Genomic DNA, 20019 nt, shown 5'->3' on the forward strand with positions numbered 1-20019 from the left:
ACTATCGTGAGACATGCCGAGCTCGCCGTCAAGAGTGATACGTAAAGTTTGTGTGAACCGACAACGAGGAGTTCCACAGGTGCCAAGACCTACAACACCGCGACTGAACCGGGAGATGATCGTCGACGCGGGCCTCGCGCTCGTAGGCACTCGCGCTGGACTGACGATGCCGGGCCTCGCGTCCAAGCTCGGCGTATCTGTTTCATCGGTGTACCACCACGTGCCCGGCCGTAGTCAGCTGTTGGAGCTCATGCGCGGCAAGATCGCCGGCAGTCGCGTCGTTGATATCGACTGGGACGCGCACTGGCGGGTGGCGGTCGCGCACTGGGTGCGGCAGGTACGAATGGCGTTCTCGCCGTATCCCGAGCTTGTCACTTTGCTGACGGCTCAGACAGTAACCGCACCAGAGGTTCTCGACCTCTACGGCCGACTTGCGTCTACTCTCCTGCGCGCAGGATTTCCTCAGGGTGACGTCATTTACGTCATCTCCGCGCTGGATAGTTTCTCGCTGGGGTCGGCGCTCGATCGTGCTGCGCCCGAACGCGTGTGGGCGACCGACCGCACCGACGGAGCGATGGCCGAGGCGATCGCTGCGGCAGAAACCGGCATCGTACGGTCGGACCTTTCCTTCGACTACGGATTGGACGCACTCCTGGACGGACTGGAGGCCCGCTTGCTCCGCACGCAGAATGCCCCCGACCCCGGCGACAGTTGACGTTGTCGGCCGCCCTCGCCCCCATTTAGTTCGTGGAAACAGTCGCCACCGGAAAACCGGCCGTCATCTGCCAACCGCGGCACCGCCACCAAGGGTGTCGTGCTTAACCTGTCGTGTGAACAAAATAGGCCGAGCAGATCCCCGAGTAAGCACACCGCTCAACAACTTCACGTGCGGACCACAAGGTTCCCGAAGAGGCGAGCCCGTCGGGACGACAGTATTACCTGTCCGCAGACTCCTCCAGCATTTCCGCTTGGCCGCTGACAACGGTCGTCAGGATCGCACGAGCGCTCGCCAAGAGTTCTGCGATACGGGGAGATGTGAGCGCATAGTAGACCGATAGCCCTTCCCTACGCGCGGTGACCAATCCTGCGCGCTTCAGAATCGAAAGTTGCTGCGACAGGTTTGCCGGCTCGATCGCCACTTCGGGCAGCATCTCCGACACTGCGTATTCACGCTCGCTCAACAGCTCGAGAACGCGAATCCGAGCTGGGTGGCCCAGCGTTTTGAAGAAGTCTGCCTTCATTTGATACAGCGGCTGCCGTGAGTTCAAGGCCTCGGTCTCTCGTTCTCGACTTCGGTACCAGGCGCCCGGTACGCGTTGGATCCATTGCTTGCGTATTTTAGCAACATCCTGATACCCGAGGGCTTCCGAGCGCTGGCCTCGAAAGACTTCGACCTGAAGGCAAGATCACACACGTCCTACTTGCATAATTGCGCAAGTAAAGAGATTATTATATTGAAAGTTCAGGCAGTAAGGGCTCAGCCAACCATCGGAGGCCACAGATGAGTGCTCGACACCCCACGACGAGTCGACAATCCCCCAACCTCACCACCTCGACGCTGGCAAAATCGGTGGTGTCCATGCTCAGCCGCCACAACATCGCGGTAAACCGTGGACGCGTGATCATTGCGTGCTCCGAGCGAGTGCCGCTACTGGTCTCTGCACTCATCGAAGACGGAGTCGGCAGAATCACGCGTTGGAATAGTATTGATGCACAAGACTTTCCGTTGACTCTCTTGATCTCGAACAACGATGTTCTGGTCGACTTGTCCGGCCCCGGTGGGACCGTGGACGACCCCGGAAGCTCGATCGATCCATTCACCGACCGAGTTTTCGACCTCGCGGAACAATCCAGTCCTCGGCGCTGTCGGTAATTGCCACGCGCGGCAGCTACGCCTACACAGCAGGTTCCCATCCCACCATGTCACCTCGAAAGGATGCCCATGACGACGTCAAGCACCGTCGATCTCGGCTTAGCACCGACTCCTCATTCCGAGTTATTGATGTGGGTCGGCGAAGTCGCTGAACTCACCACGCCCGACCAGGTCGTGTGGTGCGACGGCACCTCGGATGAATGGGACCGATTGACCGACATTCTGGTTCGCCGAGGAACCTTCATCGAGCTGAGCGAACCCGCACATACCTTTCGGTGCATCGCTGATCCCGAAGACGTTGCACGAGTGAAAGACCGCATATTCGTCTGCTCCGAGAACGAGTCCGATGCGGGACCGACGAACAATTGGATGGACCCCGTCGATATGACGACAATACTGACCGAAGAATTTCGTGGTGCTATGGCAGGCCGAACGATGTACGTCGTCGGCTACTGTATGGGTTCTCTCGACTCGGCTACCCCTCGATTCGGCGTCGAGATAACCGATTCCGAATTTGTCGCGGTATCGATGCGAGTGATGACCCGCACCGGATCACCCGTCTGGGACAGAATGGGCACCGACGCACGGTTCGTCAAAGGACTCCATTCGGTAGGTTCGCCGTTGGCGCCGGGCCAACCGGACGTCCCCTGGCCGCGTGACAACACGCAGTACATCAGCCACTTCCCCCAGACCCGAACCATGTGGAGCTACGGATCCGGATATGGAGGCAATGCTCTACTGGGGAAGAAATCATTCGCCCTGCGAATCGCTTCGTCCATTGCCCGCGACGAGGGGTGGCTCCCGAACGCATGGCCATCGTGAAACTTACGTCGCTCACTCGACTCCGTCCGAAACACACGTGCCCCGAAGATGCATGGAAGGTGCTCCGATGACAATCGAACCTCGACCCGGCATCCGGCAGATCGCCGCCTACATTGCAGGTCGGCCCTTGCCCGAGGAGTTCAATGCCTGGGTCATTCACGACATTACCGGCGCCGGTTCCACTCGGCGTTACGCCACCCGGTGCATAGTCCCGCTCACCCCACTACTGGCGGCGTGCCTCCTGGTGCCGGGCCCACTGGTGGTCCGTGCAGGAATGCTCCTGATCCTGTTACTGCCTTTCGTTTACTTCATGCTCGCCCTCACACCGATCTATCAGCGTCATCGACTTGTCAGTCACGGACTCGACCCCGCACTCCTGAGCGCGTACAGGCAACAGAAAATCGACGACGATTCAGCCCGCTATTCGGCGCGATACCGAAGTTCTGGATAGTCTGGCGCGACGAAATGCTTCCATCGTGCAGCGCAATTATGTTGGTCCGACTCAACGATGCTCATTACCCGACCACCTCCGGCCGAACTGTCGCCCGATCGAGGTTTTCCTGTTCGCGCTCACGAATCGTCTTGTCTGCGTTGCGCTTACTGTAGCTGAAGTAGACAACGATACCGATCGCCATCCAGATCACGAACCTGAGCCATGTCTCCACGGAGAGGTTGACCATCAACCACAGGCAAGCGACGACGGCAACGATCGGAATCCACGGCATCAGCGGAACCTTGAATCCGCGCTTCAGGTCCGGGCGCGTCCGTCGTAGGACTACGACACCGATCGAGACCAGCACGAAGGCGAAGAGCGTCCCAATGTTGACCATCTCTTCGAGAGCGCCGATCGGGAAGAACGCCGACAGCAACGCGACCACGAATCCAACGATCAGCGTGATGCGTACCGGCGTGCCGCGCTTGCCGGTGCGTGCCAGGCCGCGGGGCGCCAAACCGTCGCGCGACATCGCGAACAATACGCGAGTCTGCCCCAGCATCAACACCATCACCACAGTGGTCAGGCCGGCCAGAGCACCGAACGAGATGACGTTCTTAGCCCAGGTCAGGCCATTCAGTTCGAATGCCGTCGCCAATGTGGAGCTATCCCCTGCCAGTTCGGTGTAATTCACCATTCCGGTCAGCACGAGTGTGACGGCAACGTAGAGAACTGTCACGATCGCCAGCGAGCCCAGGATTGCGCGAGGCAAAGCTTTCTGCGGCTCCTTGGTCTCCTCGGCTGTGGTGGCCACGACATCGAATCCGATGAAAGCGAAAAACACCAGGCTGGCTGCGGCGAGAAGGCCGTACCACCCGAATGTGCTGCCGCCGGCTCCGGTGGCAAACGAGAAGAGGGACTGGTGAATGCCTTCGGCCGTCGCCCCCTCCTGAGCGGGCGGAATGTACGGCGAGTAGTTCTCGGCCTTGATGTAGAACGCGCCGACGACGACGATCAGCAGCACGACGGCGACCTTGATCGCGGTGATGATCAGCGACACGCGGGAGGACAGTTTGGTGCCACTCGCCAGCAGGCCGGTGATGATCACGACGATCAGCAATGCGCCCCAGTCGATGTCGAGTCCACCGATCGTGACAATCGGTGACACAGATCCGAGAACCTCACCGAGATAGAGCGACCAGCCCTTCGCGACAACGGACGACGCGAGGGCGAACTCGAGAACCAGATCCCACCCGATGATCCAGGCGACGAACTCGCCGAATGTCGCGTAGGAGAACGTGTATGCGCTACCGGCCACGGGAACGGTCGAGGCGAACTCCGCGTAGCACAGCGCCGCCAGACCGCAGGCAACGGCAGCCAGAACGAATGCCAGCGATACCGACGGACCCGCGACGTTGCCCGCAGTCCGGGCCGTGAGCGTGAAGATACCGGCCCCGATGACCACGGCTACACCGAAGACGGTGAGGTCCCAGGAGGACAGGTCCTTGCGGAGCTTGGTATCGGGTTCGTCGGTCTCCCGAATGGATTGCTCAACCGATTTGGTTCGAAAGATCCCGGTCTTTCGGGCATAGCTCGACGGACGCTTCTCATCCACTGTTGTGTTCCACCTGTCGACTTCGAGTTGTTCGAGCACCTGGTCCACGCGGGTCTCGCGCGGCATCCACTCGGACTGTGTTGGTAATCACAGACTACCCGAAACCGGCTCTGTAGAAATGGTTTTCGAGGAGTTTCTTCGACTTCAGTGGGCGGCGAGGCGCTCGTGGACGATGCTGTGCGCAGCGTGACCCGCGAGCACTCCCTGATCGCGCTGGCGCCGCAGGATTTCGGCAACCGTCGACCCGACGCGTTCCACCCGGGACGTCATCTCGGAGCGTGAACTACCGTCGATTTCGCCTGCGACCTGAATGAGACCACCGCTGTTCGCGACGTAGTCGGGGACCCATAGGATCTCACGCTGACGCAGTGTCTCCTCGACGCCCGGCTGGACGAGTTGATTGTTTGCTGCGCCGCACACGATTACAGCGTTCAGGGTGCGGACACTCTCGTCCGTCAGCGTCGCTCCCATCGCACAGGGTGCATAGATCTCGATATCGGTGTCGATGACCCGATCGGAGATACGCACGTCGGCGAAATTTGCACGAACACGCTGCAGCGCAGCGGCATTCACGTCGGTTGCAGTGACGCTCGCACCGGCCTCGACCAGCAGCTTGATGAGGTTGTACCCGACCTTGCCGGTGCCCTCGACGCCCACGCGTCGGCCCGTGAGATCCGTCGATCCCCAGTTGGCCTGGGCGGCCGCACGCATGGAGTGGAAGACGCCTAGCGCGGTCAGTGGCGCACTGTCGCCGGATCCGCCCGCTGCCGTCGTCCGGGAAACCACATGATCGGTCGAGCGCCCGATGACATCCATGTCGTCGGAGGTGGTTCCCACGTCACCTGCCGTGATGTACCGGCCGCCGAGCGTCTCGACGAATCGGCCGTACGCTTCCAGCAACTCGGGCGTCTTGACGGTCGCGGGGTCGCCGATGATGACCGCTTTGCCGCCGCCGAGATGCAGGCCGGCAGCAGCCGCCTTGTACGTCATGCCGCGCGAAAGACGCAGCACATCGGTCAGAGCCGACTGCTCGTCCCGGTACGGGAAGAACCTCGTGCCACCCAGGGCATTGCCGAGTGTCGTCGAGTGAATGGCAATGATGGCCTTCAACCCGGTCGTTGCGTCCTGGCAGAACACCACCTGCTCGTGCGGCGAATCGTCGGCGAAATCGGGACGACCGAATACTCCCGTCGATGCGAAGGTGTCCGTGCGGTGATCGTCGATCAGTGTCATGGTTCCTGTTCCTGTGTCGGTGTACTAGCGGGTGGTCGGAAGAGCTGTTGTATCGATGGACAATTCGGTGAGCCGGGCGCGGTATCGATCGACGTTCCCGAGCTTGACGTCCTCGTAGCCGCGCACGATGTCCGCTGCCGCCGCGGCCTGGGTTGCCGTGGCGTAGTTCTGTTCGGTGAGATGTTCGGCGGCGTCCAGCACCATCGACTCGTAGTGGTCGATCAGTGCTCGTTCCAGTCGCCGAACGTGTGCGTACCCGAACGGGTCGAAGGCTGTGCCGCGCAGCTTCTTCCCCCTGGCGAGAACGCGCATGGGGAGATGCAGGTTGGGTCCGAGCCCGATCTTCTTGGCGCGCCCGAGGGCCTTCAGCGCGGGTGGATGCAGCTTGTAGGTGAGCTTCTCTCCCCCGGGCACCTCCGACGACACCGACGCGAGGAACGCTGGGTCGGTCAGGAGCCGGGCCACCTCGTACTCGTCCTTGTAGGCCATGAACTTGAACAATCCCTGTGCCACGGCCTCGCTGAACTCGGTGCAGTCACCGACCGTGCGCTCCTTTGCCCATACCTGCTGGACGACGGCCAGATACCTGGAGGCAATTTTCTCGCTCTGGTAGGCGACGAGCTCGCCGGCGCGGCGTTCGACGAGTTCACGAACCACGCCGCCGACAGTGATCGAGTTCAGTAGTCGCTCCGGCGCCGGGGTGATGGTCCGAGTGGCCATCGGAGCGGCCTGCGTCATCGCGGTGCGGAACGCTGCAGGATCGTCGACCGAGACGCGGCCCCAACGGAACGCAGCGTGGTTCGCCTGCACCGCAACACCGTTGATCGCGATGGCTTCTTCGATGGCGTCGGCCGGGATCGGCAGTCCGCCGACCTGGTAGGCCGCTCCGACGAGGAGGAAGTTCGCTGCGGCGGTGTTGCCGAAGAGCGTCTCCGCAGCCGCCAGCGCATCGAAGCTCACGAGTTGCTTGGACAGCACGTCGAGTCGATCGAGCAGACCGCTCTCGTCCGGGTACGAGACGGACGGGTCGTAAACCATCTCGCCCGTCGCCGTCCGGCTGGTCGACGCAACCGTGACCGTCCGTGCGGGATCGGCGAAGCCTGCGTTCTTGCCATCGGCCGCGGTGAGCAGATCGAACGCCAGGATGCAGTCCGCCGAGGAGGGGCTGATGCGATTGGACGGTTCGGCGCGATGTGGACTCAGTCGCAGGTGCGAGGTGACCGGACCTGCCTTCTGGCTCAACCCGGTCTGGTCCAACCCCTCGACGTGCAGACCCGAGCGCAAGCCGGCCATGCCGAGCACCTGGTTGACGGTGACGATGCCGGTCCCGCCGATGCCGGCGAGGAAGATATTATGCGTCGCCTCGACTGTCGGGAGCACGACGTCCGATACCGACGGCGGCTGTGCCACAGCCTTCTTCACCGTCGCCACCGGCGTCTCTGGGAGCTCGACGGTGACGAACGACGGGCAATCGCCGTCGAGGCAGGAGTAGTCGGTGTTGCAACTGCCCTGGTCGATACGGGTCTTGCGACCGAACTCGGTATCGACCGGTTGCACCGAGAGGCAGTTGCTCTTGACACCGCAGTCGCCGCAGCCCTCGCACACGGCCTCGTTGATCACCACGCGCGTCCGTCGCACAGGGAGGGTGCCCCGCTTGCGTTTACGACGCGCCTCCGCGGCGCATTGCTGGTCGTAAATCAGGACGGTGACGCCCGTGGTGTCCCGCAGGAGTCGTTGCGCCTCGTCGAGCCGGTCCCGATCCCACAGCACGGTCCCGACGGCGAACGACGCACCCCGGTGACGCTCGGGCTCGTCGGCGCAGACGATGATCTTCGCTACACCCTCGGCGGCGAGTTTGTGGGTCAGGTCGGGAACGCTCAGACTCGCCTCGGCGTCCTGAGCGCCGGTCATGGCGACGGCGGAGTTGAACAAGATCTTGTAGGTGATGTTCACCCCGGCGGCAATGCAAGCCTGCACGGCGAGCTGCCCTGAGTGGAAATACGTTCCGTCACCGACGTTCTGGAAGATGTGCCCGACGTCGGTGAACGGGGATTGTCCGATCCACTGCGCCCCTTCGCCGCCCATCTGCGTCAGACCTGTCACCTGCGAGTCGGTACGCGAGGACATCGTGACGAGAGTGTGGCAACCGATTCCGCCGCCTGCCAGAGAGCCTTCCGGAACCGCAGTCGATCGGTTGTGCGGGCACCCCGAGCAGAAGTACGGGGTTCGCTTGGAGGACAGGACGGTGAGCTCGAGCGGTGGTGGTGGTGGCGGCACGATCATGTCCACACGGCCGGACAGCAGCGTGCGCAACGGCTTTCGCAGCCGCGCGGCGGTCAGCTCGCCGTCGGCGGGGATCAGCAGGCTACCGGAGGGCGCACGTTTGCCGACGACTGCCGGGGCATGGCCCGAGCCGTACAACGCATCCTTGACCTGTGCCTCGACGAAGGACGTCTTGTCCTCGACGACGAGCACGGTCTCGACGCCGCGTGCGAGCTGACGGACTTTCGCCGAACCGAGCGGGTACGGCATTCCGACACGCAGAATGCGGATGCCCGCGTCGACGAGCCGGTCGTCGTCGAGACCGAGTTCGCGCAGGGCCTGGCGAACCGAATCGTAGGCGGTTCCCACGGCAACGATGCCCAGCCACGCGTTGTCCGGATCGATCTCGATCGAGTCGATGTCGTTGGCCGCGTTGAATGCTTCGACCATCGCCCACCGCGGGCCGTAGAGGTCGGCTTCGGCGAGGACGCTGTCCGGCGGCGGACCGGGAACACGTTGACGGTAGGTCCACGGCCGCCCTTCCCACTCGATCGACGGTGAGACGATCTCGAAGTCGGAGAAGTTGCGATCGAGCGTCCACAACCCGTCGGCGACGTCGGCGTTGATCTTCATGGCCGACCAGCAACCGGACAGTCGGGACAGGGCGACGCCGTACAACCCGAAGGCGATGATCTCTTCGGCATTGCGCGGGAAAAAGATTGGCATGCTCAGAGCCGCGAGCGAGCGTTCGCTGGCAGCTGGAACAGTCGACGACTTTGCGGCTGGGTCGTCGCCCACCAGAACGAGTGCGCCGCCGGCCGGATGTGCGCCGTACATCGCGCCGTGGCGCAACGCATCGCTTGCTCGGTCGAGGCCGGGCCCCTTGCCGTACCAGACGCCGACAACTCCGTCATGGGTTGCCGATCCACTCGGAAGCTCGAGCTGGCTTCCCCACACCGAGGTCGCGGCAAGTTCTTCGTTCATGCCGGGCACTAGGCGTACTTCGTGGACCGAACCGATTTCGGGGATGCCGGCCAGCAGTCGGTCCAGACCGGCCAACGGGCTTCCCTGGTATCCCGAAACGAACGTCGCGACGTTGCGCCCGGCCCGCTGGTCGCGTACGTGCTGTTCCACGAGCTGGCGTGCGATGGCCTGCACTCCAGTCATGAGCGTCGGGCCGGAGTCGGCTCGGTACCGATCGGCGGGATCGAAGTCCGTTTGGACCGTCACTACGTCGTCGAGTTGGGACATCGGATGAAGCACCTCGCAGTAGGCGAAAGCCGGTTAGTTGACCTATCGGTACCGCAACCATGTACCTGCATCACACGACGGTCAATTGATGCGTGTACAACTAAGCATATTGATCAGACAGTGATCTGGAACACCTTTGGAGGTCTACGAAATGCTCACCATTGACCAGTTGGATGCCGAGCTGATCGGCCTGCTGACAACCGACGCCCGCGCGGGGATCGTCGAACTCGCGGCGACACTCGGGGTAACCCGCAATACCGTTCAGTCCCGAATCAAACGCCTGGAGGACACCGGACTCATTCGCAGTTTTCGTCCTGAACTCGACTTGTCGCTGGCCGGAATTGACGTTCAGGCCTTCCTCGCTCTCGAACTCGAACAGGGATACCTCACGTCCGTCGTGGCAGCACTGAAGGAGATCCCGGAGGTGCTCGAAATGCACGCGACGACGGGAAGGGAGGATCTGCTCGTTCGAGTCGCGACGCGTGATCACGCGAGTTTGCAGGAGCTCATCGAGAAAGTGCTCAGCATTGTTGGTGTGTGGCACTCGAGCACCACCGTCGCGTTGACGACGCCCCTGCCCTACCGCACCCAGCCGTTGCTGCAGGCGATCACCAGCGACGCCGGGTGGGGACGGTCGACGCCGTCACCGCAGGTGTGAACGATCGAGCCTGCCGTGTTCTCTTCGAAGAATTCGACCACCTCTTGTGCTGCATCGAGGTGGGCGGCGATTTTGTCGGCGTCGACGTTTCTACGTCGGCCTTCTCCACGCGTTAGATTTTGCGGCGTAGTCCAGGAATGCGATTGACGGCAGTGCTGAGCTGGGCGGAGGACTCATTGATTGCATCGATGCTGGGCCCGAGCGTTGTCAGTTGCGGCGCGATGGCTGCGATAGTAGCGCTGAGGTCCGCAATCTGATCGAGAGTGCCTCCGTCGGCCACCAGTCGTTCCAGGAGGCCGTTCGTGGCCAGCACTTGTTCTGCTGCACCGCCTGGTTCGAGAACACGGTCGACGATTCCTCCGCGTGCGAGGAGCGTGTCTATCGAGCCGCCTGCCGCCAGGGCTCGACCCAACGGCCTGTCGGGGGCCGCCAGTGCGGTGATCTTCGACAGCGCTGCAACGACAGTGATGAGCGTTCGAGGATCCGCCCACTTGACCGCCGACGCGGCCGTAGCACCGGCGTTACCCAATGCCCGTCCTGTGTGAACCAGCGTGCGGCCGCTGTAGACAAGCACTCGACCTGCGGTCCCAAGTGGCCTATCAGGGACGATCTGCGTGCGCTCGAGCTGCACTCTCTCTCGCCTCCGTTATCGTAATGGCTGCGCACGGTCGACTACGAAACCGGCTTGGCACTCTGCTTCCGCGTTCGCCTCCAGTATGTCCTCTGCTTTTCGCTCCATCGTTCTGCACGTCATCGAAGTGCCTCCGGTCGAGTGACCTTAAACCTCCAGGCGGCTCTACTGACCGGACTAATGGTGTACGAGTGCTGACCCTCGCGAGCAAATACCCATCGGAGTCCCCTCGAACCATTTCGACCGGTCCAGGTTTGCGATACAACCCGAGGATCCCGATTCAACAAGGCGGGCACAACGTCACGACCTGTACCGCGGTTTGACGACACTGCTGATCCGGCGCATGGTCTTTCACCGCTACGAGATGATGGCCACGTTGTTCCGAGCGTGCTCGGTCAGTCACCCAGGCGGATCGGAGCCAGATCGGCGAATACGTCTCCGGGACCTGGATTCTCCTCGGCGCACTTACCGCCCAGGTGATTGACGACGCCCCACACTGCGTTCAGCGCCGTCTGAATCGCGCCCTCGGCCCAGCCTGCGGTCCACGAGACGTCGTCGCCCGCGAGAAAGATTCCGCGGTGACGCGGATCGAGATCGTCCTGCACGAAGTGGGTGAACAACCGTTCCTGATACCGATAGTGCCCGGGCAGGTTCGCCTTGAACGCCCCCATGAAGTCCCGCTCCGTCTCCCAGGAGAGCGTCACGGGAGTCGCGATGATGTGGCTACGGAAGTCGACCCCCGGATAGATCTCCTCCAGCGATTTGAGCATGACGTTCATTCGCTCGTCGGCGTCGAGGGGGAGCAATTTGAGCGAATCGTCGGACCAGGTGTACGACAGGCAAATCAACCCCGGTTTGCCCTCTCCCTGGTCGAGGAGATACGTGCCGCGACTCATCCGATCGGTCAGCGTCATGCTCACCAGATCACGGCCGGTCTTCGGATCCTTGTCTTTCCAGAACGGACGGTCGACGAGTGCGAACACCTTCGTCGAACCCATGTAGTGCGTGCGCTCGATGGCGGTCCAATGATCGATCGGAAACAGATCGTCGTCGCAACGAATGTTGTTGAGCAGCATCCAACTCTGCGCCGTGACGACGGCTGCGGGATAGGTGCGGATCGCACCCGTCGAATCGGTGACGGTGATGTTGTTCGGTGCGGTGCGGCGAAGTTCCACCACCCGCGGGCTCGCAGCGCCACCGTTGATCGACTGCACCGATGTTCCCGCCGGCCAGTGGGCCATGGATTCGGGGCTGCGCGTCCACAGACGCATGGGCAGCTGCTGAGAACCGCCGACGATGCCGCGGTGATGATCGTCCGCTGCCGTGCACACCACACGCAGGATCTCCAGGATCGAGTTGGGATAGTCGGTGTCCCAGCCCCCGGTACCGAATCCCACCTGCCCGAACACCTCACGCATGCGGAAGGATTGAAAGTGCTCGGAGGAGGCGAGGAAACCGTAGAACGTCTGATCGTCGAGGGAGACGACGAGTTCGTTCCACACGCGCTTGATAGCGGCCACGTCGCGGTCCCGAATCGCCCGCTGCAGGGGTACCAGCGCGGCGTGCTGCTCGAGCGTGTTGTTCCAGGCCTGCGCCACCTCCGTGTATATCGGCGGTAGATCGCTGAGATGCTGCGCGTAGTGACTCTCGCCCTTGAGATCGATCACCGTACTCGGCGTCACCTCGGCGAGCGGGTTGGGAAACGGTGTGGTCTCGAGCGCCATCTCGTCGAGGTAGTGAAACAGAGTGGTGGACGAGGGCGGGAACCGCATAGCTCCCATCTCGGCCACGACGCCCGGGTGGCCGTCGAACTCCACCGAGCGCATCCGGCCCCCGATCTGATCCGACTCGTAGACAATGGGTTTGAGCCCGATCTTAAGCAATTCGTAGGCGGTGATCATGCCCGAGAGTCCACCGCCGATCACTGCCACCTCGGTGCCGAGCGCAAGCTCGGGAACCGATCCCAGGCCAGCGGGGCTCGCGACGTAGTCGTCGTAGGCGAACGGAAAGTCCGGCCCGAACATCGTCAGCGGCGGGTGTTCGGTCTCGGAGGCGGTGCTGTCCGGGGTGACGGGGACGGTCATCGAGTGAGCTCCTGTTTTTTGTAGAGATCGCGGCGACGATCATCGAGATGAGTATTGAAAGAACGAGACCGAACCAGTTCGTCGATGTCGATGTCGACGGTCAGCAGTTCCTCGCCTGCACCTGCCCGTGCCAACTCTGTGCCGTCGGGGGCGAGGACACAGGTCAGACCGCAGTAGTCGAACTCGCCTTCCGATCCGCATCGATTCACGTACGCGAGGAACATCTGGCTCTCGTACGCCCTGGTCGGAACTACCTGCCGGGCCACGAGTTCGAACGGACGCATCAGACCGGTCGGGACGATCAGAAGCTGCGTGCCGGCATCGGCGTGCGCACGAACGGCCTCCGGGAATTCGACGTCGTAGCAGGTGAGCAGACCGCTTCGAATCCCAGCGATATCGAATTGGACCACCAGCTCCTCGCCGGGCCGGAAGTGTCCGCGGTCGACGGAACCGAACAGGTGCGACTTGCGATAGTTCGCCGCCGAGCAGCCGTCGGAGTCGACCACCTGAACACTGTTGTAGACATCGTCTCCGACCCGCTCGGGATACCCGTAGACAACGGCCACACCCGTGCGACGCGCGATGGCCGCGATGGCGTCGAACATCGGCCCGTCGGCGGACTCGGCTCGGAGCGCTGTCAATTCAGCGATGTTGTAGCCCGTTGCGGACATCTCCGGTGTCACCATCATGACGGCGCCACTCGCGGCGGCCTGCTCCGCGGCAGCACCGATGGCACTGAGGTTCTGCGCAACTTCGGTGCCGCTCTGCGGTCCTTGAAGGACACTCAATCGCACTACGCCTCCACCTTGCCCTGTTCCCGGCGCAGCCCGGAATGCCTGATGCCGTAACCGAAGTACACAACCATGCCGAGGGCCATCCACACCAGGAACGCCATCCAGGTGGAGCTGCCGAGGCCGGCCAGGAGCAGAATGCAGAATCCGACGCCCAGGATCGGGAACAACGGAAACAGTGCCGTCTTGAATCCGCGCTCGAGGTTCGGGTGTCGACGACGCAACAGAATCACCGCGATGTTGACGAGCGCGAACGCGAAGAGTGCGCCGATACTGGTGGCATCTGCCAACTCGCCGAGCGGTACGAAGCCCGCAAGCAGGGACACCAGTACACCGACGATCACGATGTTGGACACTGGGACACGAGTCTTCCGGCTGACCTTCGAGAAGATCGGTGGGACAAGGCCATCGAGGGACATCGAGTAGAGAATTCGAGTCTGTCCGTACATGACGGCAAGGACGACGCTGGCGATAGCGATCACCGCACCGGCGGACAGCAGCACGGCGGGCCAGGTGCTCGAGGTGACGGACTCGACGATGGTGGCAAGCGCTGCTCCGTCACCAGCGATGTCCTGCCACGGCATTGCGCCGATTGCGGCGACCGCGACGAGGCAGTAGATCACCGTCACGATCAGCAGCGACAGCATGATCGCTCGGGGGAGATCCTTTTTGGGGTTTTTCGCTTCGTCGCCCGCAGTCGAGGCCGCATCGAAACCGATGTAGGCGAAGAACACCTGCGAGGCGGCCGCAGTGACACCGGCAGCGCCAAGGGGCGCGAACGGAGCCAGGTTTCCGGCACGGAAGGCGGTGAAGGCGATGACGCAGAAGAACAGCAGTACAACAATTTTCAGCGCAACCATCGCTGTGTTGACGAGTGCGCTCTCGGAGGCGCCACGAACCAGCATCGCGGCCGCAAGGAGCACGATGAGGATGCTCGGTACGTTGACGATGCCGCCGGCACCCGGTGATGCGCTGATCGCCGCGGGCAGGCTCACCCCGAACATTCCCTGCAGCAGTTCGTTGATGTACTCACCCCAGCCGACGGCAACGGCAGCAACCGAAACCCCGTATTCGAGCATGAGACACCAGCCACACACCCAGGCGAACATCTCACCCATCGTGGCGTAGGTGTACGAGTAGGAAGAACCGGATACCGGGATGCTTCCGGCAAGTTCTGCGTAGGACAGTGCAGAGAACAAGGCGGTCAGCGCGGCCAGTACGAAGGCGAGGATCACCGCCGGACCTGCCTTGGGGGTCGCCTCTCCGAGAATGACGAAGATTCCGGTGCCGAGCGATGCTCCGATGCTCAACGCAGTTAGGTGCAACAGGCCCATGGACCGTTTCAGACCGTGTTCGGAGTCGTGCTCGTTTCGCGCAACGATCGCTTCGACCGATTTGCGCGCACGCAACGAGTCGAGAAGTCGAGGTGGGCGATGCGGGGTGGAGATGTCCATTGAAGCTCCTGACAGAGACCGAACGAGGGGACCGAACGAGGGGACCGAACGGCTGCGGCGCGGTGGGTTGCCATAAGAATGACCCGTGACCCGCGTCACTGTCAACATTTGTTTCCTGAAAAGAATTGCGACTTTCCTGCAGGGCGCCCTAAGCCTGGGCTCGAGGGCCCTCGGGCAACGCCGGATTCAAGACCCACAAAATTTTGGTCGGCGCAGCGCCCTCCGCGCGGAAACAGTGCCGTTGACGTGGGGAGAAGGTGAACGAGTCGCCCTCACCGAGGACGACGGCCGAGGCAGAAATCGCCTCGGCCGGGTCGCCGTCGAACATCACTTTCAGCCGACCGGTGACAACAAAGACGAAGTTGACGTCGATCGGAAGTTCGTAGGATTCCGACCCGCTCCCACCTCCGGGCTCGATCGCACCGAGCAGCACCTGAAATCGCCGCTCACCTGATGGAGTGAGGAGAAATTCGGTCATGTTCTCACCGCCGAAATTGATGCGCGGGTACGCGTCTGCGCGTACGACCTCCCCGACCGATGCGGACTCGAAGAGCGAACCGACGGGAATCTCTAGCGCCGCGCACACCCGAATCAGCATCGCCACGGAGGCATTGACGTGATCCCGCTCCAGCTTGGACAAGTAGCCCTTGGTGACTCCGCAGGAGTCGGCGAGCTCGTCCAGCGTCAGACGCTTCGCCGCCCGGGCAGATTTGAGCCGCGCCCCGATCCTGGGCGGCACCGGATCAGCTGTTGCACGGTTGTGACTACTGGCCATAAACTTTGTCCTCTACAGGAAACAAGTGTTGACAATTGTTCGTTCCAAGGAAACGATACGTGACTGAGAGCGACGCCACATTCCACACCTCACCAGCCGCCGGAAGCAGGCCAATCACATGAGCGATCAGTCAACCGAGAACAACCAGATCCGGGGACCTCTGGATGCCACGAAGGTTCCGCGTTACGCCGAACCGACGACATTCGCGCGCCTCCCGCGCCTCGACGAGGTCTCCCGCGCCGACGTGACGATCCTGGGCGTCCCGTTCGACTCAGGTGTCAGCTACCGCCCCGGCGCGCGGTTCGGCCCCGGCCATATTCGCGCGGCATCGAAGCTGTTGCGGCCGTACAACCCGGCGCTGAAAGTATCTCCGTTCAAGAACCAACAGGTAGCCGACTTCGGTGATATCGGCGTCAACCCGTTCGACATCACCGAAGCGCTGAACACAGTTCAGTCGGCGGTCACCGACCTCCGCGCCGACGGCTCTTCGATTCTTACGCTCGGCGGTGACCACACCATCGCGCTGCCGATCCTGCGCTCGCTGGCTCGCGATCACGGCCCGATCGCCGTGTTGCACTTCGATGCTCATCTCGACACCTGGGACACATACTTCGGTGCGCCCTACACACACGGAACGCCGTTTCGGCGCGCCAGCGAAGAAGGCCTGATCGACCTGGAGCGTTCACAGCACATCGGCATTCGCGGCCCGCTCTACAGCGAGAAGGACCTAGAGGACGACCGAGTGCTCGGCTTCCAGGTAATTCGGTCCGACGACTACGAGGTCGACGGCGTCGCCAGCATCGTCGAGCGGATGCGGCGGCGACTCGACGGCGGGCCGGTCTACGTCTCGGTCGACATCGACGTCCTCGATCCAGCGCACGCACCGGGAACAGGTACCCCCGAGGCAGGCGGTATGACATCGAGAGAACTGCTCAACACGCTGCGGGGTCTGGTTGGACTGAATGTGGTGGGGGCCGACATCGTCGAGGTCGCTCCCGCGTACGACCATGCGGAGATCACCGGAATCGCCGCGGCTCACGTGGCCTACGAGTTGCTGTCGGTGCTCGCTTTGAACCGCTGACACATCTCGCTCGATTGTCCTCGCCGATCGACGGGGTCTGCCGCACAAAAGTTCTCACACATCGAACGCGGCAACGTCCTGCAGGCGGACGTGCAGGCCGTCGAGGCGGTGCAGGGTGGCGACGGCGTATGCCCGCTCCCCCGCATCGGTACGGGTATCGGCGGCGCTGACGAGATACCTGGCGACCGGGACCGGGTGCGCCGTGTGACCGTTCCGTTCGCACCACCCAGAGAGGCGGCTCCAAGCTTCGGCGTGCGTCCGACGGGTGCCTTCGGAACGGGGACGATTCGACCGCGCCGGCAATCCGCGCCGCGACGGCGAGCGCAATCGCGGGCTCCACTGCCGCGGAGACTGCCTCGATACCGCTCGCGGTGGGTTTCCTGCCTTGGTTGTCAGCCCATATCGGCAGCCTAGCGGACGTCGCCGACCGGTTTTGCGATGCGAAGAAAGCGCTGAACTGGCGTTTCACGAGGGACGGTGCGGAAAATGCCATGTCCATTGCCCCTTCCAGCGGGCCACGAATCACCGCGCCTTCCTTCGTGCGCCACCGTCTCAGCCTCGAGATACGCGGACCATCGTGCGGACACACATCCGCAGTTGAAGCTTGGTGAGCCTGAACGCCCGAGTCCTGAAGGCGATCGTCCCGCACCGGCCGGAAACTCGAATATTCGATCGTCACAGTCATTCTTCTGCCCCGCCCCTTAACCACGCAGCCCCGAACCTTCACGGCTCAGTCCACCAGGCGCGCAGGGGTTCTCCGCGATCCACGCCGCCGGCTGGTGGCCAAAAAGATGAGTAAGTGTGGGCCTCGCAGTCCGCACGAGTCCGTCAGGCTCACCGAGCCCACAAATTCGATCAACAACGCGTGGCCAGAGTTCACATTGCGCCCGCGCAGATGAATTGACTCCACATTTGCGCGTCTTGCGAGTCGAATGTCCACGCCATCGAATCACTCCAGCTCAGGGCACTTAGTGATTCGACTGTGGGATGCCTCGATTCTCCAGCAGAAATTACGCGAAAATGTGCCCCTCACCAGCTCACGCTGTTCAGGGGCACTAGCTGCGCGCCGTCAGGGATTCGAACCCCGGACTCGATGTCAGAGTGATGAACGATTCCCCTGGACGCACCCGAATCCACCACAAGCCCGTTGACCTGGCAGCTCAGGGAGTCGAGTGACCAACCGATGTCCAGCCGGATTCACACACGTTCAACTCAAAAGAAGACTAGAAGATGCCACTTTCGAGTCCGCCCACACCACGAACATCCCGCACGAACCATCCCCGTCCATCTGGCCACTCGACTCCACCAAAAGCAAAAGAGTGTCCTCCAGTCCCCTCGCCGATTATCCGACGAACGCGCCCGCCACGGCTCCCAGACGAAACTCGGACCGGCGTCCGTGTCGGAGCATTCACCTAGCCTTCTGCCCATCCAGCTCGTCCTCTTGACAGAAAGGAGTCATCGACGATGCCAGCGCAGGCGTGGGTCACTCTGATCATCGGACTGGTCGCCACCATCGGTGTCATCATCACCTGGCAACAGAAGAACTCCGCAGACCGCCGCTCCGAATGGTTCCGACGCACCACCTGGGCCTTCGATCGCACCTTCAGCACCTCCGACACCGAGGCACAACTTGGATGGAAGGTGCTCGAAACACTCGTCGCATCTAGACTGGCCACACGCAGCGACTCCGACATCGTCCAAGTCATCGCCGAGCAAATAGCGCTCGGAGACTCGGACACCCAATACGACGAGGAGGCAGAAAATGACCACAGCAACACCGAAGAATCCGGCCCCGCCCATTCGTAGCCTCGCGGTCCGCCGCGCTGCCGCACAAGCTGCCGTCGCAGCAAGCGCCAAAACCGGTCGGCCGGTCCCCGACGCCGTGCAAAAACTCGCCAACTCACGCTAAGAGTTCAGGCGCTCTCTCCCATCCTTCGGCGCAATAAAATCGCGCCAAAACGAACGTCGCGTGGTCTCGATGATCAGAATCTGACATCTTGGTGCGCAAAGCGCAGTTACCGCACCGTCAGACATCCTGACGTCATGCCCGCCGAAAATGTCAGGACCACGAGATCAAGATTCCCCGACAGTTTTTCGTTCGACGGTGGCGTTTCGCGGATCGATCGAAGCGTCGCATCTTTGCCGCGTAGATCGAAATGCCGCCTTGACGCCCCTGGCGCTGCTAACGGTTCCGTCACTGAACTTCGTGTTTGGTCGATCGATGCCGCACATTGGAGAACAGACCGTTTTGTATGGACAGATCGATACACAATTGCTACGGTCGTCTCATGGGACGGACGGCCGAGTTCGATCGACGCACTGCAGTCCACGCTGCACTCGGTCAGTTCTGGACCCACGGCTTTCATGGCACGAGCACCGAAACATTGTGTCGCGTAACAGGGTTGGGTCGGAGTAGTCTGTACAACGCCTTCCGTAGCAAGGTGGGTCTGTATGAAGAATGTATGGCGACGTACCTCGCGGAGGCAGACGAGTCGGTGGATGCGGTTCTCATGTCCAGTGCGACGACCGTGCTCGAACGCATTTCAGTGTTGTTCGACGATTTGATCGACAGCGAGATGGACCGACGCGCGTCAGGCGGTCCCTCAGGGTGCTTTTCGGTGAACACGGCACTCGAAGCTGCTGACGATTCGGAGCTTGCGGTCCCGCTCCAACAATTGACGGTGAACTTACATCGGCGACTGTCAATTATGGCGGACTATTTGCAGGCCGGACAGGCCAGCGGTGATATCTCGTGTACGTTGCCACCGCCCGCGCAAGCCGAGATCATCAACGGCGCTGTCGTCGGCATAAGGGTGGCTGCACGAGTGGGATCCGGACGCGAGTCCATGCGCGCCATCGCCGATGGTGCACTGATGGCGCTCACGCCTTAAGTACCAGAAAGTCAAACAGGGAATCGCCCCTTCCAGCACAATAGCCCGATTGTGTATGGATCTGTACAGAAATGTCATCGGGATGTCCGGTACACGAAGCGAGGGGGAAGCTCAGTGGAACACGCGGTTTCGCCACCTGAACCCACTAAAGTTCAGGTGGCGGTC

At 62.0% G+C, this 20019-nt stretch carries 17 protein-coding genes and 2 pseudogenes; 9 read left to right on the top strand and 10 right to left on the bottom strand.

The features are described 5' to 3' along the window. Positions 1–79: 79 nt before the first annotated feature. Complete coding sequence (locus tag QMK17_RS21060) at positions 80–715, top strand: TetR/AcrR family transcriptional regulator (RefSeq protein WP_283511251.1); 636 nt, start codon at positions 80–82, stop codon at positions 713–715. A 220-nt stretch (positions 716–935) separates the two neighbouring features. Here the strand turns inward: QMK17_RS21060 and QMK17_RS21065 are convergent, their stop codons facing one another. Continuing rightward, positions 936–1241, bottom strand: coding sequence for an ArsR/SmtB family transcription factor (locus tag QMK17_RS21065; RefSeq protein ID WP_283511295.1), 306 nt, complete (start codon positions 1239–1241; stop codon positions 936–938). A 260-nt stretch (positions 1242–1501) separates the two neighbouring features. On the opposite strand from QMK17_RS21065, the gene QMK17_RS21070 reads away from it, so the two are divergent. The 3 genes and pseudogenes from QMK17_RS21070 to QMK17_RS21080 all read left to right on the top strand — a co-directional run bounded on the left by QMK17_RS21070 (position 1502) and on the right by QMK17_RS21080 (position 3146). Continuing rightward, a complete protein-coding gene (locus tag QMK17_RS21070; protein WP_283511252.1) occupies positions 1502–1873 on the top strand; it encodes a hypothetical protein in 372 nt (123 codons plus the stop codon). 63 nt (positions 1874–1936) lie between these two features. Beyond that, positions 1937–2706: pseudogene (locus QMK17_RS21075) on the top strand (phosphoenolpyruvate carboxykinase (GTP)); the annotation flags it as partial. Positions 2707–2762: 56 nt separating this feature from the next. After that, entirely contained in the window at positions 2763–3146 is a 384-nt protein-coding gene (locus QMK17_RS21080) for a DUF5313 family protein (protein ID WP_283511253.1), read from the top strand. A gap of 64 nt (positions 3147–3210) precedes the next feature. Here the strand turns inward: QMK17_RS21080 and QMK17_RS21085 are convergent, their stop codons facing one another. From QMK17_RS21085 to QMK17_RS21095, 3 genes are all read right to left on the bottom strand, one after another. Further along, positions 3211–4809, bottom strand: coding sequence for an amino acid permease (locus QMK17_RS21085; RefSeq protein ID WP_283511254.1), 1599 nt, complete (start codon positions 4807–4809; stop codon positions 3211–3213). 78 nt (positions 4810–4887) lie between these two features. Next, positions 4888–5976, bottom strand: coding sequence for a Glu/Leu/Phe/Val family dehydrogenase (locus QMK17_RS21090; RefSeq protein WP_283511255.1), 1089 nt, complete (start codon positions 5974–5976; stop codon positions 4888–4890). A 24-nt stretch (positions 5977–6000) separates the two neighbouring features. Next, on the bottom strand, positions 6001–9489 hold the full coding sequence (locus QMK17_RS21095; RefSeq protein WP_283511256.1) for an indolepyruvate ferredoxin oxidoreductase family protein: 3489 nt from the start codon (positions 9487–9489) through the stop codon (positions 6001–6003). Between the two features lie 151 nt (positions 9490–9640). On the opposite strand from QMK17_RS21095, the gene QMK17_RS21100 reads away from it, so the two are divergent. Next, positions 9641–10147 carry an Lrp/AsnC family transcriptional regulator gene (locus QMK17_RS21100; RefSeq protein ID WP_283511257.1) on the top strand — a complete coding sequence of 169 codons (507 nt, stop codon included), beginning with the start codon at positions 9641–9643 and terminating at the stop codon, positions 10145–10147. A 112-nt stretch (positions 10148–10259) separates the two neighbouring features. On the opposite strand, the gene QMK17_RS21105 is transcribed toward QMK17_RS21100, so the two are convergent. The 5 genes from QMK17_RS21105 to QMK17_RS21125 form a co-directional block, all read right to left on the bottom strand. Further along, positions 10260–10778 carry a hypothetical protein gene (locus QMK17_RS21105; protein WP_283511258.1) on the bottom strand — a complete coding sequence of 173 codons (519 nt, stop codon included), beginning with the start codon at positions 10776–10778 and terminating at the stop codon, positions 10260–10262. Positions 10779–11173: 395 nt separating this feature from the next. Beyond that, positions 11174–12862 (bottom strand): flavin monoamine oxidase family protein, encoded by a 1689-nt coding sequence (locus QMK17_RS21110; protein ID WP_283511259.1) that lies wholly within the window; start codon positions 12860–12862, stop codon positions 11174–11176. Next, positions 12859–13656 carry a carbon-nitrogen hydrolase family protein gene (locus QMK17_RS21115; protein ID WP_283511260.1) on the bottom strand — a complete coding sequence of 266 codons (798 nt, stop codon included), beginning with the start codon at positions 13654–13656 and terminating at the stop codon, positions 12859–12861. The genes QMK17_RS21110 and QMK17_RS21115 overlap by 4 nt, the downstream gene beginning before the upstream one ends. Further along, positions 13656–15107 (bottom strand): amino acid permease, encoded by a 1452-nt coding sequence (locus tag QMK17_RS21120; protein ID WP_283511261.1) that lies wholly within the window; start codon positions 15105–15107, stop codon positions 13656–13658. The genes QMK17_RS21115 and QMK17_RS21120 overlap by 1 nt, the downstream gene beginning before the upstream one ends. Positions 15108–15255: 148 nt before the next feature. Beyond that, the gene (locus tag QMK17_RS21125; protein ID WP_283511262.1) at positions 15256–15882 is read right to left on the bottom strand and encodes a helix-turn-helix domain-containing protein; all 627 of its coding nucleotides are present in this window, start codon (positions 15880–15882) and stop codon (positions 15256–15258) included. A 118-nt stretch (positions 15883–16000) separates the two neighbouring features. On the opposite strand from QMK17_RS21125, the gene speB reads away from it, so the two are divergent. After that, the gene (gene speB, locus QMK17_RS21130) at positions 16001–16963 is read left to right on the top strand and encodes an agmatinase (RefSeq protein ID WP_283511263.1); all 963 of its coding nucleotides are present in this window, start codon (positions 16001–16003) and stop codon (positions 16961–16963) included. A gap of 54 nt (positions 16964–17017) precedes the next feature. Here speB and QMK17_RS21135 read toward each other — a convergent pair whose 3' ends face one another. Continuing rightward, on the bottom strand, positions 17018–17290 hold the full coding sequence (locus QMK17_RS21135) for a hypothetical protein (RefSeq protein ID WP_336620174.1): 273 nt from the start codon (positions 17288–17290) through the stop codon (positions 17018–17020). Positions 17291–18427: 1137 nt separating this feature from the next. On the opposite strand from QMK17_RS21135, the gene QMK17_RS21140 reads away from it, so the two are divergent. From QMK17_RS21140 to QMK17_RS21150, 3 genes and pseudogenes are all read left to right on the top strand, one after another. Continuing rightward, positions 18428–18769 carry a hypothetical protein gene (locus tag QMK17_RS21140; protein ID WP_283511264.1) on the top strand — a complete coding sequence of 114 codons (342 nt, stop codon included), beginning with the start codon at positions 18428–18430 and terminating at the stop codon, positions 18767–18769. Positions 18770–19251: 482 nt separating this feature from the next. Next, positions 19252–19413, top strand: a pseudogene (locus QMK17_RS21145) (TetR/AcrR family transcriptional regulator); the annotation flags it as partial. A gap of 12 nt (positions 19414–19425) precedes the next feature. Then, positions 19426–19854 (top strand): hypothetical protein, encoded by a 429-nt coding sequence (locus QMK17_RS21150; protein WP_283511296.1) that lies wholly within the window; start codon positions 19426–19428, stop codon positions 19852–19854. Positions 19855–20019 lie beyond the last annotated feature (165 nt).

It is taken from the genome of Rhodococcus sp. G-MC3 (assembly GCF_030063335.1).
Classification (GTDB): domain Bacteria; phylum Actinomycetota; class Actinomycetes; order Mycobacteriales; family Mycobacteriaceae; genus Rhodococcoides.